Source organism: Pseudomonas sp. AAC, from assembly GCF_000725445.1.
In the GTDB taxonomy this organism is placed as follows: domain Bacteria; phylum Pseudomonadota; class Gammaproteobacteria; order Pseudomonadales; family Pseudomonadaceae; genus Pseudomonas; species Pseudomonas citronellolis.
The window spans coordinates 43,380-60,223 of the sequence record NZ_KL647100.1; the positions used below are offsets into that span (position 1 = coordinate 43,380).

The 16,844-nt window shown below is 69.6% G+C and carries 14 protein-coding genes; 3 read left to right on the forward strand and 11 right to left on the reverse strand.

All coding sequences use genetic code 11. From position 1 onward, the window contains the following. The first annotated feature begins 139 nt into the window (after window positions 1-139). Window positions 140-2,419, forward strand: coding sequence for a nitric-oxide reductase large subunit (locus FG99_RS23765; RefSeq protein WP_043272604.1), 2,280 nt, complete (start codon window positions 140-142; stop codon window positions 2,417-2,419). Window positions 2,420-2,742: 323 nt separating this feature from the next. On the opposite strand, the gene FG99_RS23770 is transcribed toward FG99_RS23765, so the two are convergent. The 11 genes from FG99_RS23770 to ccoN all read right to left on the reverse strand — a co-directional run bounded on the left by FG99_RS23770 (window position 2,743) and on the right by ccoN (window position 13,742). Next, window positions 2,743-3,390 carry a response regulator gene (locus tag FG99_RS23770; RefSeq protein WP_009620218.1) on the reverse strand — a complete coding sequence of 216 codons (648 nt, stop codon included), beginning with the start codon at window positions 3,388-3,390 and terminating at the stop codon, window positions 2,743-2,745. Window positions 3,391-3,560: 170 nt separating this feature from the next. Beyond that, window positions 3,561-4,601, reverse strand: a complete 1,041-nt coding sequence (locus FG99_RS23775; RefSeq protein ID WP_043272605.1) for a protein-glutamate methylesterase/protein-glutamine glutaminase — start codon at window positions 4,599-4,601, stop codon at window positions 3,561-3,563. A gap of 13 nt (window positions 4,602-4,614) precedes the next feature. Then, window positions 4,615-5,424, reverse strand: coding sequence for a CheR family methyltransferase (locus FG99_RS23780; protein ID WP_043272606.1), 810 nt, complete (start codon window positions 5,422-5,424; stop codon window positions 4,615-4,617). Beyond that, window positions 5,424-5,921: a chemotaxis protein CheW gene (locus tag FG99_RS23785; RefSeq protein ID WP_043272607.1), complete on the reverse strand. Its 498-nt coding sequence runs from the start codon at window positions 5,919-5,921 to the stop codon at window positions 5,424-5,426. Before FG99_RS23785 ends, FG99_RS23780 begins: the two co-directional genes overlap by 1 nt. An 11-nt stretch (window positions 5,922-5,932) precedes the next feature. Beyond that, the gene (locus FG99_RS23790) at window positions 5,933-7,570 is read right to left on the reverse strand and encodes a methyl-accepting chemotaxis protein (protein WP_043272608.1); all 1,638 of its coding nucleotides are present in this window, start codon (window positions 7,568-7,570) and stop codon (window positions 5,933-5,935) included. Beyond that, window positions 7,554-9,794: a chemotaxis protein CheA gene (locus FG99_RS23795; protein ID WP_043272609.1), complete on the reverse strand. Its 2,241-nt coding sequence runs from the start codon at window positions 9,792-9,794 to the stop codon at window positions 7,554-7,556. The genes FG99_RS23790 and FG99_RS23795 overlap by 17 nt, the downstream gene beginning before the upstream one ends. A gap of 4 nt (window positions 9,795-9,798) precedes the next feature. Next, window positions 9,799-10,131, reverse strand: coding sequence for an STAS domain-containing protein (locus FG99_RS23800; RefSeq protein ID WP_009620231.1), 333 nt, complete (start codon window positions 10,129-10,131; stop codon window positions 9,799-9,801). A gap of 1 nt (window position 10,132) precedes the next feature. Beyond that, window positions 10,133-10,498, reverse strand: coding sequence for a response regulator (locus tag FG99_RS23805; protein WP_009620233.1), 366 nt, complete (start codon window positions 10,496-10,498; stop codon window positions 10,133-10,135). Window positions 10,499-10,515: 17 nt separating this feature from the next. Beyond that, on the reverse strand, window positions 10,516-11,607 hold the full coding sequence (locus tag FG99_RS23810) for a methyl-accepting chemotaxis protein (protein ID WP_371263884.1): 1,092 nt from the start codon (window positions 11,605-11,607) through the stop codon (window positions 10,516-10,518). A gap of 477 nt (window positions 11,608-12,084) precedes the next feature. Next, entirely contained in the window at window positions 12,085-12,294 is a 210-nt protein-coding gene (locus tag FG99_RS23815; protein ID WP_051879175.1) for a hypothetical protein, read from the reverse strand. An 11-nt stretch (window positions 12,295-12,305) separates the two neighbouring features. Beyond that, window positions 12,306-13,742 carry a cytochrome-c oxidase, cbb3-type subunit I gene (gene ccoN, locus FG99_RS23820; RefSeq protein ID WP_043272611.1) on the reverse strand — a complete coding sequence of 479 codons (1,437 nt, stop codon included), beginning with the start codon at window positions 13,740-13,742 and terminating at the stop codon, window positions 12,306-12,308. Between the two features lie 401 nt (window positions 13,743-14,143). Here ccoN and FG99_RS23825 point away from each other — a divergent pair, with 401 nt between their 5' ends. Together FG99_RS23825 and cfa are read left to right on the forward strand one after the other, a co-directional pair. Beyond that, window positions 14,144-15,523 (forward strand): nitronate monooxygenase, encoded by a 1,380-nt coding sequence (locus FG99_RS23825; RefSeq protein ID WP_043272612.1) that lies wholly within the window; start codon window positions 14,144-14,146, stop codon window positions 15,521-15,523. A gap of 37 nt (window positions 15,524-15,560) precedes the next feature. Then, the gene (gene cfa, locus FG99_RS23830) at window positions 15,561-16,718 is read left to right on the forward strand and encodes a cyclopropane fatty acyl phospholipid synthase (RefSeq protein WP_043272613.1); all 1,158 of its coding nucleotides are present in this window, start codon (window positions 15,561-15,563) and stop codon (window positions 16,716-16,718) included. Window positions 16,719-16,844 lie beyond the last annotated feature (126 nt).

Genomic DNA, 16,844 nt, shown 5'->3' on the forward strand with positions numbered 1-16,844 from the left:
CACACAGCTTGCGATAGCGCAAGCAGTGCCTGACCAAGGAGCCATCCCATGCACGTCCCGCTCAGCAACATCCCAGGCCGCCGCGCCTACGTCAAATCCGCCAGCCCCATTCGCCCGGTCGCCGGGGAGGAGCGCCATCATGGGTGAATACCGCAAGTTGTGGTGGGCGCTGATCGCCGTGCTCGGCGTGACCTTCTGCATACTCGGCTGGTTCGGCCGCGAGGTCTACCGCCAGGCGCCGCCGATCCCCGCGCAGGTGCGCAGCGAGACCGGCGAAACCCTGTTCACCGGCACCGACATCCTTGACGGCCAGACCGCCTGGCAGAGCGTGGGCGGGATGCAGCTCGGCTCCATCTGGGGCCACGGCGCCTACCAGGCCCCGGACTGGACCGCGGACTGGCTGCACCGCGAACTGAGCGCCTGGCTCGACATCGGCGCCCACGAGCAGTACGGCAAGGCCTTCGGAGAACTGGACGGCGACCAGCAGGCCGTGCTACTCGCCCGCCTGAAGCGCGAGTACCGCGGCAACCGCGCCGAGGATGGCGTGCTGACCTTGAGCGCTCGCCGCGTCGAGGCCGTCCGCCACACCGCCGACTACTACATCGCGCTGTTCGGCGATGACCCGGCGCTGCAGCACAGCCGCAAGAGCTTCGCCATGAAGGAGGGCACCCTGCCGGACCTGGCGCGGCGCCAGGAACTGACGCACTTCTTCTTCTGGACTGCCTGGGCCGCCGCCACCGAGCGCCCGGGCTCGGCCGCCACCTACACCAACAACTGGCCCCACGAGCCGCTGATCGGCAACCAGCCGACCGCCGAGAACGTCATGTGGTCCATCGTCAGCGTGGTGCTGCTGATCGCCGGGGTGGGCTTCCTGGTCTGGGCCTGGGCCTTCCTGCGCGGGCATGAGGAGGCGGAACCGGAGCCGCCGCTGCAGGACCCGCTCAGCCTGGTGGCGCTCACCCCGTCGCAGCGGGCGCTGGGCAAGTACCTGCTGCTGGTGGTCGGGCTGTTCGGCTTCCAGGTGCTGCTGGGCGGCGCCACCGCGCACTACACGGTGGAAGGGCAGGACTTCTACGGCATCCCGCTGTCGCAGTGGTTCCCCTATTCGCTGCTGCGCACCTGGCACATCCAGAGCGCGCTGTTCTGGATCGCCACCGGCTTCCTCGCCGCGGGGCTGTTCCTGGCACCCGTCATCAACGGCGGCAAGGACCCGAAACACCAGAAGCTCGGCGTCGACGTGCTGTTCTGGGCACTGGTCGTGGTGGTGGTCGGCTCGTTCATCGGCAACTACCTGGCCATCGCCCAGCTGATGCCGCCGCAGTGGAACTTCTGGTTGGGCCACCAGGGCTACGAATACGTCGACCTAGGGCGCCTGTGGCAGATCGGCAAGTTCCTCGGCATCGCCTTCTGGCTGCTGCTGATGCTGCGCGGCATCCTGCCGGCCTTCGCCAAGCCGGGCGACAAGAACCTGCTGGCGCTGCTGTCGGCCTCGGTGATCGCCATCGGCCTGTTCTACGGCGCCGGCCTGGCCTACGGCGAGCGCACCAACCTGTCGGTGATGGAGTACTGGCGCTGGTGGGTGGTGCACCTGTGGGTAGAGGGCTTCTTCGAAGTCTTCGCCACCACCGCGCTGGCCTTCATCTTCTCCAACATGGGCCTGGTCTCCGGCCGCGCCGCCACCACCGCCAGCCTGGCCTCGGCCTCGCTGTTCATGCTCGGCGGCGTGCCCGGCACCTTCCACCACCTGTACTTCGCCGGCACCACCACGCCGGTGATGGCGGTGGGGGCCACCTTCAGCGCCCTGGAAGTGGTGCCGCTGGTAGTGCTGGGCTACGAGGCCTGGGAGAACTGGCGCCTGAAGAACCGTGCCGCCTGGATGCAGCGGGTGAAATGGCCGCTGGCCTGCTTCGTCGCCGTGGCCTTCTGGAACATGCTCGGCGCCGGGGTGTTCGGCTTCATGATCAACCCGCCGGTGGCGCTCTACTACATCCAGGGCCTGAACACCACGCCGACCCACGCCCATGCCGCGCTGTTCGGCGTCTACGGCTTCCTCGCCCTGGGCTTCACCCTGCTGGTGCTGCGCTACATCCGCCCGCAGCTGCACTTCAACGAAAGGCTGATGAAGACCGCCTTCTGGTGCCTCAACGGCGGCCTGGTGCTGATGCTCGCCACCAGCCTGCTGCCCATCGGCATCATCCAGTTCCACGCCAGCGCCAGCGTCGGCCTCTGGTACGCCCGCAGCGAGGAGTTCATGCAGCAACCGCTGCTGCAGACCCTGCGCTGGGTACGCACCTTCGGTGACCTGGTGTTCATCGTCGGGGCCCTGTCGATGGCCTGGCAGGTGGTGACCGGCGTGCTTTCCCCGAGCGGCAAGCCCGTGAAAGTCTTCGCGGAAGGAGGTGTGCAGGAACAGGTCTGACGATTCGTTAGGAATATGCGTTGGTAACGCACGCGGCCCGCCAGGGAGGTGGGCCGCGTGCGTTTTTGCATGTGCGGCGGAGTCCGCTTACGTGGCAGGCGAGCATTCCGGTGCGGCCGGCAGTGCACCGTACCCCCTTGTAGGAGCGCGCCCTGCGCGCGATTCGCGGGCATGGTCCGCTTACAGGTCGATGCCGAACAGTTTTCGTAGGATGGGTTGAGCTTGCGATACCCATGCGGTCGCGGTGATGGGTATCGCTTCGCTCGACCCATCCTACGGGACTGCGCCTAGACGCTTTTCATAGGCTTGGCTGGCGGCCCCGGTCAGTCATTGGGGTCGATCAGCCCCTGGCGCACCGCGTAGAGCACCAGGTTGGGCACGTCGTGGATGCGCAGGCGGCGCATGATCTGGGCGCGGTGGGCTTCCACCGTCTTCACGCTCAGGCCCAGGCCGGTGGCGATGGCGCGGGTGGAGGCGCCGCGGCTGATCAGGCGGAGGATCTCGATCTGCCGCTGGGTCAGCTCGGGGTCGTTGGCCGCCGGCTTCTGCCGGGCCAGGGCCTGGGCGATGACCGGGGCGGCGATGGCCGAACTCAGGTAGCGCTGGCCGCGGCCCACGGCGCGCAGGGCCATGTGCAGTTCGTTGAGGGCGGCGTCCTTGAGTAGGTAGCCCTGGGCGCCGCGCTCCAGGGCCGCGAGCACCACCTCGGCGTCGGTGTGCATCGACAGCATCAGCACCCGCGAGGCCGGCGCCACGCTACCCAGTTCGCACAGGGCGTCCAGGCCGCTGGAGCCTTCCATGGTGACGTCCAGCAGGATGATGTCCGGGCGCAGGGCACGGGCCAGTTCCACCGTCTGGCGGCCGTTCTCCGCTTCGCCGATGATCTCGTAGCCCTCCAGGCTGGCCACCATGGCGCGCACGCCGAAGCGGATCAGCGCATGGTCGTCGGCCAGCAGCAGGCGGCAGCTCATGGCCGTGCGACCTGCCCCCGGGCGTTCGCCGGGCCCCAGGCAGTCGACCGTTGTGGGTTCATTGCGACAAGCTCCTGTATCCATGTTCCATGGCCGCGCGCGACGGCCTTCGCTTCAGGACAGAGCCTTTTTCCCGGCCAAGGTTCGGCTCTTGCGCGCGGGCGGCGCGCTCATTCGTCGCCGCCCGCGAACTGAAGGATAGCCCGTGGCAGGTTGGCCAGCCGCTCGCTGGCCTGGGCGGCGCCCAGCCGCAGCGCTTCGCGCGGCATGCCGAACACCACGCAGCTGGCCTCGTCCTGGGCCAGGGTGCGCGCGCCGGCCTCGCGCATGCTCAGCAGGCCGCGGGCGCCGTCGTCGCCCATGCCGGTCATGATCACCCCCAGGGCGTCGGGCCCGGCGTGCCGCGCCACCGAACGGAACAGCACGTCCACCGAGGGCTTGTGGCGGTTGACCGGCGGGCCGTCGAGCACTTCGACCAGGTAGTGCGCGCCGCTGCGCCTGAGCTGCATGTGCAAGCCACCCGGCGCCACCAGAGCCAGGCCTGGACGCAGGCGGTCCAGGTGGCGCGCCTCGCGTACTTCGATGCGGCACAGGCCGTCCAGGCGCTGGGCGAAGGCGGCGGTGAACTTCTCCGGCATGTGCTGGACGATGACGATGCCCGGGCAGTCCTCCGGCAACTGGCGCAGCACCTGCTCCAGCGCCTGGGTGCCGCCGGTGGAGGTGCCCAGGGCGACGATGCGCTCGCCGGCGAGCCGGCCGCTGCGGGTGGCTGGCGGTGCGGCCGTGGCCGGCGTGCGCGGCGGCGTGGCCCGTGGGTGGCTGCGGGCGGCCGCCTCGATCTGCCGGATGAGTTCGCCGGCCAGTTGCTGCAGGCTTTCGCGCAGGCCCACGCTGGCCTTGGCGAAGACGCCCACGGCGCCGGCCGCCAGGGCCTCCAGGGTGACGGCCGCGCCGGCCTGGGTGAGGGTGGAGCAGATGATCGCCGGCGTCGGCCGCTCGGCCATGATCCGGCGCAGGAAGGTGATGCCGTCCATGCGCGGCATCTCCACGTCCAGCACCAGCACGTCCGGCCATTGCTGGCGCATCTTCTCCAGGGCGAACAGCGGGTCGGCCGCCTGGCCGATGACCTGGATGCCCGGGTGCCCGCCCAGGCAGGCGGTGAGCACCTGGCGCACCAGCGCCGAGTCGTCGACGATGAAGACCTTGATCACGCCCGTGCTCCTCTCATCGCGTGCGTTCGAAGACCGACGGGCACAGCGTGCGCACCGGCAGGCCCAGGCCGTGCAGGCTCTCGGCGTGGCCGATGAACAGCAGCCCGCCCGTCACCAGGCGCTGCAGCAGCCGGGCGAGCATGCCGCGCTTTTCCTCGGCGCCGAAGTAGATCAGCACGTTGCGCAGGAAGATGACCTCGAAGGGGCCGACGTCCGCCGGCAGTTCGCGGGCCAGGTTCAGTTCGGCGAAGGCCACCCGCTCGCGCAGGTGCGCGCCGATGCGGAAGTTGCCGGCGCTTTCGCCGATGCCGCGCTGGCAGTGGCGTTCCAGCCAGCCCCGCGGCAGGTGGGCCGCCTGTTCCATCGGGTAGATGGCGCGCCGGGCCTTCTCCAGCACCCGCAGGCTGAGGTCGGTGGCCAGGATGGACCAGTCCGCCGCGCCGCGCTCGGCCAGGGTCATGGCCATGCTGAAGGCTTCCTGCCCCGAGGAGGCGGCGGCGCTCCACAGCCGCAGCGGCCGGCGCCGGCGCGCGGCCCAGTCGCCGAGCACCTCGAAGTGCTGCGGCTCGCGGAAGAAGAAGGTCTCGTTGGTGGTGAGCAGGTCCACCACCAGGCGCCGCTCGGCGGCCTCGGCCGGCTGCGCCAGCAGGCGCAGGTAGGCGCCGTAGTCGGGCTGCCCGCGCGCCCGCAGGCGGCACATCAGGCGGCCGGCCATCAGGGTACGTTTCTGTTCGCCCATGCGGATGCCCGAGGCCTGCTGCATCAGGCGCTGCAGGCGGCGGAAGTCCTCGTCGCCCAGGCGCGGCAGATTGCGCGTGGGCATCAGCCGGCCTGCGCGGCCAGGCCGAGCTGGCGGATGTCGTCCAGCGACAGCGCGCGGCGCACGTCGAGGACGATGGTGAAGCCCGCCTCGTCGCGGGCCATGCCGGCGATGAACTCGGTGCGGATGCCGGTGCCGAACGGCGGCGCCGGCTCTATGCTGGCGGCCTCGATGTCCAGCACCGCGTCCACGGCGTCCACCACCAGACCGGTGCGCTGCTGGCTGTCGCCCAGGTCGAGTTCGATGATGACGATGCAGGTGCGCTTGTCCGGCACGCTCAGCGGCATGCCGAAGCGGGCGGCCAGGTCCAGCACCGGCACCACGTTGCCGCGCAGATTGATCACGCCGTGGATGAAGCCGGGCATCATCGGCACCGCGGTGACCTGGCCGTACTCGATGATCTCGCGCACCAGTTCGATGGGCAGCGCGTAGCGCGCCTGGCGCACGCGGAACGACAGGTGCTGTACCGCGCCGGGCGCCGTGCTCTGCAGGTTGTCCATGCTCGCTTTCCTCAGTCGAAGCTGACGAACTGGCCTTCGTCCACCCGCGCGGCGGCTGCCTTGCGCATCGGCCGATGGGGTTCGCGCGGGGTGCTGGCGACACTGCCGCGGTAGGGCGCGTGGGCGCGGGCCTGCTCGTCGAAGCGGAAGTAGCCGATCAGCTCCAGCAACTGGCTGGCCTGGGCGTTCATTTCCTCGGCGGTGGCGGCCAGCTCCTCGGAGGCCGAGGCGTTCTGCTGGGTGATCTGGTTCATCTGGCCCATGGCGATGTTGATCTGCCCGGCGGCGGCGCTCTGTTCCTGGGATGCGGCGGTGATCTCCTGGACCAGGTCGGAGGTCTTCTGGATGTTGGGCACTATCTCGTCGAGCAGGTGGCCGGCCTGTTCGGCCAGTTGCACGCTGCTGCCGGCCACGCCGCCGATCTCCTGCGCGGCCACCTGGCTGCGCTCGGCCAGCTTGCGCACCTCGGCTGCCACCACCGCGAAGCCCTTGCCGTGGTCGCCGGCGCGGGCCGCTTCGATGGCGGCGTTGAGGGCCAGCAGGTTGGTCTGGTAGGCGATGTCGTCGATGATGCCGATCTTGTCGGCGATCTGCTTCATGGCCTGGACCATCTCGCGCACCGCGCGGCCGCCGTCCACCGCGTCGCTGGCGGCCTTGCCGGCGATGCCGTCGGTGACCTGGGCGCTCTCGGTGTTCTGCGCGATGGAGGCGGACATCTGTTCCACCGAGGCGGTGGTCTCCTCGACGCTGGCGGCCTGCTCGGTGGCCGCCTGGCTGAGGGACTGGGAGGTGGCGCTGACTTCCTCTGAGGCCGAGGAGAGGGCGTCGGCGGCGCCGCGCACGTCGCCCATGACGTTGCGCAGGCGCTCGGCCAGGTGGCCCATGGAGCCCAGCAGGCGGCCGGTCTCGTCCGCGCTGTCGACTTCCACGCGCACGCCCAGGTCGCCCTCGGCGAGGCTGTTGGCCACGCCCATGGCGCGGTTGAGCGGGCGCACGATGCTGCGCGTGACCAGGATGCCGATGGCGAAGCCCAGGCCGGCGGCGACCAGCACCAGCACGATCATCTGCAGGCGCGAGGCGAGGTAGATGTCGGTGATGCTGTCGTTGGCCTGGCGGGCGCGGAGTTTCTTCTGCTCCACCAGCGCGCTCATGTTGTCGTCGGCGGCGTTGCTCAGCTGGCGCAGCTTCGGCAGCAGGGCGCTGGCCTCGCTGCCTTCGTCGAGGCGGCCGCTGGCCTTGTTCAGGTCGAGGATGTGCAGGGCGGTCTTCTCGTACTCCGCCAGTTGCTGGTCCAGCTGCGCCAGGCGCGCCTTGGCTTCGTCGCTGACGAAGCTGGCGCGGGCCGCCTCCAGGTTGTCGTGCAGGGTCTTGATGGCCTGGGGCACCTGGGCCATGGTCGCGTCGCGTTCCTCGACGCTGGCGGCCAGCAGCGAGCTGCGCAGGTGGCGGCCGATGTACACCAGGTTGAGGTTGGCCACCTGCATGGCGTCGAGGGCGAGCATCTCGCGGTTGTACATCTGGTCGGAGAGGTCGTTGACCTTGCTCAGGTTGAAGATGCCCAGCGCGCCCACCGCGGTGGTCAGGGCCACCACCAGGGAGAAGCCGGCGATCAGGCGGATGCCGATCCGGAGGTTACGGATGAATTTCATGGGGTGTCTCCTGCGCACCGGCGGCTTGCGGGTGCCTGTGGCTCTGCTGTGGATCGCTGTCCACGGGGTGGTGCGTCGGCTGTTCGTCGAGGCTGGCGAAAAGCGTGGCGATATCGAGGATCAGGGCGACCTGGCCGGAGCCGAGGATGGTCGAGCCGGCGATGCCCTGCAGGTGCTGGAACAGCGGGCCAAGCGGCTTGATCACCGTCTGCAGCTCGCCGTGCAGGTGGTCGACCACGAGCCCGGCCTGCTGCCGGCCGTGGCTGACCACCACTATGTTGCGGCGCCCGCCGCGGCTGCCCGGCAGGCCGAAGTGCGCGGCCAGGTCGATGCACGGCAGCGGCCGGCCGCGCAGGTCGATGTAGCCGCAGGCGCCGTCGCCGGCGTGGGGCGGTAGCTCCATGCATTCGGTCACCAGGCCCAGCGGCACCACGAACTGTTCGTCGCCCAGGCTCACCTGGAAGCCGTCGATGATCGCCAGGGTCAGCGGCAGGCGAATGCGGAAGGTGCTGCCCTGGCCTGCGCGCGAGTCGATCTCGATGCTGCCGCGCAGCGCTTCGATGGCGCTGCGCACCACGTCCATGCCCACGCCGCGGCCGGACAGGTCCGAGACGCTGTCGGCGGTGGAGAAGCCGGCGGCGAAGATCAGCCGCTGCAGCTCCTGCTCGCTCAGGGTGGCGCCGGCCTCGATCAGGCCCCGCTCGATGGCCTTGGCGCGGATGCGCCGGGTGTCCAGGCCGCGCCCGTCGTCGCTGACTTCGATGACCACCGTGCCCGACTCGTGGAAGGCGTTCAGGCGCAGCAGGCCCTCGGGCGCCTTGCCCGCCTCGATGCGCTGCCCGGCCGGCTCGATGCCGTGGTCCATGGCGTTGCGCACCAGGTGGGTGAGCGGGTCGGCCAGCTTGTCGATCACCGACTTGTCCAGCTCGGTGTCGGCGCCGTGGATCTCCAGGCGGATGCGCTTGTCCAGTTGCTGGCTGACGTCGCGCACCACGCGGTGGAAGCGCGAGAAGGTCTCGCCGATCTCGACCATGCGCAGCTTCAGCGCCGCCTCGCGGATCAGCTCCACGTGGCGGTTGACCGTCTGCGCGCTTTCGCTGCTGGCGCTGTCGCCGCTGGCGCGGGCGTGCAGCTGGGCGGCGGCCGCGCTGATCACCAGTTCGCCCACCAGGTTGATCAGCTCGTCGAGCTTGTGCGCGGCGACGCGGATCAGGCTGCTTTCCGGGGCGCGCTCGCGGGCCTTCTGCTGTTGCGCCAGGGCGGCGTTCACCGCCTGCGCCGGCACCAGCCCCTGGTCCACCAGCACGCTGCCCAGGGCGGGCTTGAGCGCGTCGCTGTGTTGCGCCTGCAACGCCAGGCCGCGGGCCAGGTCCTGTTCGTCGAGCAGGCCGCTGGCGACCAGGATGGCGCCGATGCGCTCGTCGCTTTCCGGCAGCTCGCGCATCAGCGCCAGGTAGTCGTCCACCTGGCTGCCCGGCGGCAGGAGGCGCAAGCTGCAGAAATCGCGGATGAATTCGAAGGCTTCCTCGATGGCGGCGCGTTCCGCCGAGGTGCACAGGGCGATCTCCAGGCCCAGGTAGCAGCGCTCGGCGTCGAGCTCTTCCAGCGCCGGCACGGCGTCGTCGATCAGGTGCAGGCAGAGCACCTCGCCCAGGCGGCCGAGGTAGCGCACGAAAGTGGCCGGGTCGAAGCCGTTGCGCAGCAGCTCGCCGTCGAAGCGCAGCGAGATGTGCCAGGCGCCTTGCGCCTCGCAGCTGGCGCAGGCGTCCAGGCGGCCGCGGGCTGGGCAGTCGATGGCTTGCGTGGGGATCAGTTCCGGCTCGTTGCCGGTCAGCGCGGCCAGGGCGTCGAGCAGTTCGCGCTGGTGCGCCGCGTCCACCGGCAGCTCGCCGCTGGCCGGGTCGATCAGCGCGACCATCGAGGTGATCTCGTCCAGGCAGCGCAGCATCAGCGAGACCAGCTCGGCGGTCAGTACGCGCTCACCGTCGCGCACGGCCATCAGCAGGTTTTCCAGGTGGTGGGTGAAGTTCACCAGCGGCAGCAGCGAGAACAGCCCGGCCGAGCCCTTGAGGGTGTGCATGGCGCGGAACAGGCGGGTGATGGCTTCGCCGTCGGCCGGGTTGCGCTCCAGTTCCAGCAGGCATTCCTCGGCCTGCCGGGCCAGGTCGCGGGCTTCTTCGATGAAGCCGCGCAGCAGTTCGCTCCATTGTTCGCCGTCGAGCATGGCATCAGGCCTCGGGCTGGGCCGCTGCGGCGGCATAGGGCAGGGCGGCGTGCAGCCGCAACAGGTCGACCAGTTCGCGCACCGCCTCGCTGGGCGCGTGCAGCGCCAGTACGGCGCCGTGGCGCTGCAGTTGCGTGCGCAGCGCCAGCAGCAGTTGCACGCCGGCGGTGTCGATCTCGTCGAGGCGGGACAGGTCCAGCGGCCATTGCCCGGCCACTTCCAGGCGGGCGCCGGCGACCGCCTCGCGCAGGGCGGCGCAGGCCTGGCCCACCTCGTAGATGGTCAGGCTGCCGGCCAGCGCCAGGGGGCGGCCGGGCTCGTCGCAAAGGTGCAGCATCTCAGCCCACCAGCCGGTCCACGGCGGCCAGCAACTGGGCCGGCTGGAACGGCTTGACGATCCAGGCGCGGGCGCCGGCGGCCTGGCCTTCGGCCTTCTTGCCCTGTTCGCTTTCGGTGGTGAGCATGACGATGGGCGTGAAGCGGTACTCGGGGCGCGCCTTCAGCGCCTTGACCAGGCCGATGCCGTCGAGGTTGGGCATGTTCAGGTCGCTGATGACCAGGTGCACCTTCTGGCCGCCGAGCTTGGCCAGGGCGTCGCGGCCGTCGACGGCCTCGATGACCTGGTGGCCGGCGCCGGCGAGGGTCATCTTGACCAGTTGGCGCATGGACGTGGAGTCGTCGACGATGAGAATGGTCTTGGCCATGTTGGGCTCCGGGGCGGTCAGAAGAAGGTGACGTCCGAGGCGGCGCCGCGGCTCGCCGGGCGGGCGCTGCGTTCCTCGTCGGTGGTGAACTGGCGGCGCATCTCGCCGAGCCAGCGTTGCGGCTGGGCGAGGGCGGCATCGCTGCTGGCGACGGCCTGGTGCAGGCGGCCGATGTCGCCCTGCAGGTGGTCGAGGATCTGGTCGCTGCGGTCCTGGAACTGCAGGCCGACGATGATTTCCTGGATGTCCGCCTGGGTGACGCGGGTGTCGTGCTGCAGCTCGCCGGCGCTGGCGCTGAGCGCTTCGAGGTTGCGCGAGAGGTTCCGCAGGATGTCGGCGGCGACGCCGTCCAGGTAGTCGAGGTTGTCTTCCTCGCGGCTGGACAGCTCCTGCGCCGCGGTGACGGTGGCGTGGATGGCCTGGTTGATCTCGCCGACCTTCTCGACCATGCGCTGGCCGGTCTCGGCCGAGAGCCTGGACAGCTTGCGCACCTCGTCGGCCACCACCGAGAAGCCGCGCCCGTACTCCCCGGCGCGGGCGGCCTCGATGGCGGCGTTGAGGGCCAGCAGGTTGGTCTGGCTGGCGATGTCCTGCACGTGCTTGGACATGCCCTGCAGCTCGCTGGCGTAGCCGCTGAGGTTGCCGATGGTGGCCAGCAGCTCGTTCTTGCGCACGCTGGCGGCGTGGAAGGCCTCGGTGACTTCGTGCAGGCGCTGCTGGGCCTGGCGCAGGTCGTGGCTCAGGCCTTCGCCGCCGGTGACGCTCTCGGAGCGGGCCAGTGTCTGCTGCAGGCGCTCGGCCAGGGCGGCGAAGCGCGCGAACAGCTCGCCGACGTTGCCGGCCAGCAGCTTGCGCACCTGCTCCAGGTTCTGCTGCCAGGCCGGCAGCACGGCGTGCAGCAGGGGCTGGCAGTCGACGGCGGCAGGGGCCTCGGCGGAGGGCACGGGAAGCTCGGCCGGCAGTTGTGCGCGGGGGCGTAGCGCGATGCCGGCGGCGCCGGCCAGGGCCAGCCCGGCTGCGCCCAGCCATGGCTGGGCGAAACCCAGGCCGGCGAGGCCCAGGGCGATTCCTGTCCAGAAGATCGAATAGGCGAACACGGCGGCGCTCACGCAGTGGGGGATATGGCTGCGAACGATAGGGCCGGCGCGGTGGCGCGAAAATCGGGGAAACCCCTACGGGCCCCTAGGGGGAGGTGAGGGCGGGGCGTAGGGGGCCATTTCAAGAGCCCCTCACCCTAACCCTCTCCCGCAAGCGGGAGAGGGGACGTTGGGCAGGAATGGGCATTACGGCGTCAGCCGGCGGCTCCAGCGTTGCCGACTGGCATCGAATCCTCTCCCGGCACGGGCTGGCCCCCTTCAGGATGGGGGGCTCAGCCACGTAGGGCGAATAACCGTTCGCGGTTATCCGCCGTTTGACCATGGCCGAATCCCCCTCGGAGGTGCGCTGGAAACGCCACCCCGCATCGCCGGAAAACGCCAACGCATCATGCGCCACGAAAAAAAGGGCCCACCTCACGGAACAACGAGGTGGGCCCCGAAAAGTGCCAGACAGGCACGCGGGAGGGATCCGTCCCTGGATCGGGTAAATCAGGCCCGCAGGCGGCACTCGCGGCGCGGGTCGAACAGGCGCTCGCAGTGCTGGCCGGTGGCGGCGCTCATCCGCGCGGCGGCCTCGGGGTCGTCGGCGAAGGGCAGCAGCGCCGCCTGCTGCAGGTCGTGGCGGCTGGCGCGGCGCAGGTGCAGGCAGGGGGCGACGGCCACGACCAGCAGCGTGGCCAGGGCGAGCAGCAGTTGCATGGCGGGGTTCCTCAGGCGGCGCTGGCGATGGGCATGCGGTCGATGCGCTGGCCGGCGCGCACGGTCAGCCAGGTGTTGCCGGCCATCAGGAACATGCCGCTGGCGAACAGGGCGCCGCCGAACAGCCGCACCATGTAGCCGGGGTGGCTGGCCTGCAGGGCTTCGACGAAGGAGTAGGTGAGGGTGCCGTCGGCGTTGACCGCACGCCACATCAGGCCCTGGGTGATGCAGTTGACCAACATCGAGGCGATGTAGAGCACGGTGCCGATGGTGGCCAGCCAGAAGTGCGCGTTGATCAGCCCGACGCTGTACATCCGCTCGCGGCCGTAGAGCTTCGGGATCATGTGGTACAGCGCGCCGATGGAGATCATCGCTACCCAGCCCAGCGCCCCGGCATGCACGTGGCCGATGGTCCAGTCGGTGTAGTGGGACAGCGAGTTGACCGTCTTGATGGCCATCATCGGGCCTTCGAAGGTGGACATGCCGTAGAAGGCCAGGGACACCACCAGGAAGCGCAGGATGGGGTCGGTGCGCAGCTTATGCCAGGCGCCGGAGAGGGTCATCATGCCGTTGATCATGCCGCCCCAGCTCGGGGCCAGGAGGATCAGCGACATCACCATGCCCAGGGACTGCGCCCAGTCGGGCAGGGCAGTGTAGTGCAGGTGGTGCGGGCCGGCCCAGATGTACAGGGTGATGATCGCCCAGAAATGCACGATGGACAGGCGGTAGGAGTACACCGGCCGCTCGGCCTGGCGCGGCACGTAGTAGTACATCATGCCGAGAAAGCCCACCGAGAGGATGAAACCGACCACGCTGTGGCCGTACCACCACTGGATCATGGCGTCGGTGGCGCCGGAGTAGATCGGGTAGGACTTCAGCAGGCTGACCGGGCGCGCCAGGTGGTTGACCACGTGGACCATGCCGGTGACCACGATGAAGGCGCCGTAGAACCAGTTGCCCACATAGATGTGCTGCACCTTGCGGCGGGCGATGGTGCCGAAGAACAGGTAGGCGTAGGCGACCCACACCACCGTGACCCAGAGCGCGATGGGCCACTCCATCTCGGCGTATTCCTTGGAGGTGGTGATGCCCAGCGGGTAGCTCGCCAGCATCGCCAGGATGCTCGCCTGCCAGCCCCAGAACACGAAGTTGGCCAGGCTGTCGGAGACCAGGCGCACCCGGCAGGTGCGCTGCACTACGTAGAAGGAGGTGGCGAACAGCGCGCTGCCGCCGAAGGCGAAGATCACCAGGTTGGTGTGGATCGGGCGGATGCGCCCGAAGCTGGTCCAGGGCAGGCCGAGGTTGAGTTCCGGCCACACCAGTTGGGCGGCGATCACCACGCCCATGCTCATGCCCAGCACGCCCCAGAACAGGGTGGTGAGGGTGAAACGGCGGACGATCTCGTAGTTATAGGTGTCGTTCTTGTCGAGGGCTTGCACGCTGGCCATCTTGGGTTCCGTCGAAATGCGCGGTGACTGGCTGCTCCCCCCACTGCACGGGGAGCGTGGCAGCGGGTGCAAGACCCTGGTCGGAGTGGGGGGCCAGAACCTTTGCAGGGAGCCGATACAGTCTGCGGAACGTCAAGGCATGCAACAAATTAATAATAATGAAGGCTGAATGAACTTATTTTGATATGAACGCTGCGACCGTCGCCCGCGCGACCCTTTGCCGCAGGCGGGCATGGGCAAGGAAAGCGTGGCTTGCAAGGGGTAGATCCGATTTTTCGAATACGGCTTACATATTCATTTTAATGAACTAATCGGCCATTAAATTTCATTTAAATTCAGTTAAGCCCAAGGCCTACCATTGTCCTGTCGCCGCTCTGCCTTGCGGCTTCAGGAGTACCGCCATGTCTCATCCCGCGCTGAACACCCCCCTGGTCGAACTCTTGGGTTGCCGGGTGCCTATCATCTGCGCCGGCATGGGCGGCGTGGCACGCCATGAACTGGTCGCGGCGGTGAGCAACGCCGGCGGCTTCGGCTGCCTGGGCATGGTGCGCGAGCCGGTGGCGCTGATCCGCCGCGAGGTGGCGGCCTACCGCGAGCTCAGCCACGAACCCTTCGCCGTCAACCTGATCCCCGCGGCCACCCCCGCCGACTTGCTGGAGGCGCAGGTGGCCGTCTGCCTGGAGCTGCGGGTGCCGGCGGTGGCGCTGTTCTGGGACGTGCGGGCCGATGTGGTCCGCCGCTTCAAGGACGCCGGCATGCTGGTGCTGCACCAGGTGGGCCACCGCGCCGATGCCGAGGCCGCGTTGCGCGCCGGGGTGGACGTGCTGATCGCCCAGGGCGTGGAAGCCGGCGGGCACGTGCGCGGCCAGGTTTCCACCTTCGCCCTGGTGCCGGAACTGGTGGCCCTGGGCGAAGTGCCGGTGGTGGCCTGCGGCGGCATCGCCAGCGGCGCCGCCATCGCCGCCGCGCTGGCCCTGGGCGCCCAGGGCGTGGCCTGCGGTTCGGCCTTCCTCGCCACCGACGAGTCCTACGCCCACGACTACCACAAGCGCTGCCTGGTCGAGGCCGAGGCGGAGCAGACGCTGCTGACCGAGGCCTTCTTCCGCAACTGGCCGATGCCGGCGCCGGTGCGCGTGCTGCCCAACGCGGTGACCCGCGGCGACTACGCGAACCTGCACGAGCGCCGCGAGACGCCGGTGATCGGCGAGCAGGACGGCGGCCCCATCTACCTGTTCTCCACCGACTCGCCGTTGCGCGGCGCCTATGGCCGCCTGGAGGACATGCCCATCTACGCCGGCCAGTCCTGCGCCCAGCTGCACGACATCCGCCCGGCCGCCGAGCGCCTGGCGCAGCTGGTGGCGGAGGCCGATGCCAGCCTGGCGCGCCTGCAGGGCGGCGACGAAGACGCCGACCTCATCGACTGGCTGCAGGAACTGCTGAGCGCCGAGCGCGCCGGCGCCCGGGTGATGCTCGACAGCGCCCGGCAGACCGAGGATCCACGACTTCTGGAGCGCCTGCACGCGCTGCACCAGGGCGAGGCGGAAAGCTGCCGCCGCCTGCGCCGCAGCCTGCAGCGCCTGGGCGCCGAGCCCAGACGCGAACTCGGCGCCTTCCATGCCAAGGCCATGGCCATCGAGGAGATGGCCGAGCGCCTGCGCTTCGTCGCCCGCGGCCAGCGCTGGGTGGCGCGGCGCCTCGCCCAGCGCCTGCCGCGCATTCGCCAGGCCTGGCTGCGCGAGGAACTGCGCGCGGTCCTGCGCCTGCACCGCGACGACGCCTGAGCGTCAACGGATATCTAGAAAACACAAGGGAAACACCATGCCTTCCGAGCTCTCCACCTCCCGCCCGACCCCGGCGGCTGCCGACAGCCGTGCCCAGCGTTTCGCCCGCTCGCTACTCGAGCAGGCCGGCCTGGGCCTGGACGGCCACCAGCCCTGGGACATGCGCCTGAACCACCCCAGCGTGCCGCAACGCGCCCTGGCCCAGGGCAACCTCGGCCTTGGCGAGGCCTACATGGACGGCGACTGGGACTGCGACCAACTCGACGAGTTCTTCGCCCGCCTGCTGCGCAGCGGCGTGGTCGACCAGGTCAGCCCGGCCTCGCTGATCTTCCACGCCCTGCAGGCGCGCCTGTGCAACCTGCAGACGGCGAACCGCGCCTGGGCGGTGGGCGAGCGCCACTACGACCTGGGCAACGACTTCTACGCCGCCATGCTCGACCCGCGCATGACCTACACCTGCGGCTACTGGAAGGATGCCGAGGACCTGGCCCAGGCCCAGGAGGCCAAGCTCGACCTGGTGTGCCGCAAGCTCGACCTGCGCCCGGGCATGCGCGTGCTGGACATCGGCTGCGGCTGGGGCAGCTTCATGGCCTTCGCCGCCGAGCGCTACGGCGTGGAATGCGTGGGCGTGACCATCTCCCGCGAGCAGTGCGAATGGGCGCGCAAGCGCTACGCCGGGCTGCCGCTGGAGTTCCGCCTGCTGGACTACCGCGACCTCGACGAGCGCTTCGAGCGCATCGTCAGCATCGGCATGTTCGAGCACGTCGGGCGCAAGAACCACCGCACCTTCATGGAAGTCGCGGCGCGCTGCCTGGACGACGACGGCCTGTTCCTGCTGCACACCATCGGCAAGAACCAGCGCCGCAGCGTGCCGGACCGCTGGATCGACAAATACATCTTCCCCAACGGCGACCTGCCCTCCATCGGCCAGATCGGCGACGCCGCCGACGGCCTGCTGGTGGTGGAAGACCTGCACAACTTCGGCGCCGACTACGACCGCACGCTGATGGCCTGGGCGCGCAACTTCGAGGCCAGCTGGCCGCGTTTCGCCGAGGAACTGGGCGAGCGCTTCTACCGCATGTGGCGCTACTACCTGCTGTCCTGCGCGGGAGCCTTCCGGGCGAGGGATATCCAGCTGTGGCAGTGGGTGCTGTCGCGGCGCGGGGTCTTGGGTGGGTATCGGCGGGTGAGCTGAAGGGGCTCCCCGGGGCTTCGGTGCCAAGGCAGAGCACCCTCTCCCTAACCCTCGGCTGCGCGCCCCGCCCTGAAGGGAGAGGGGACCGTTCGGTGTGCTCGGATGTTGTGGCGTTAGCCGGCAAGC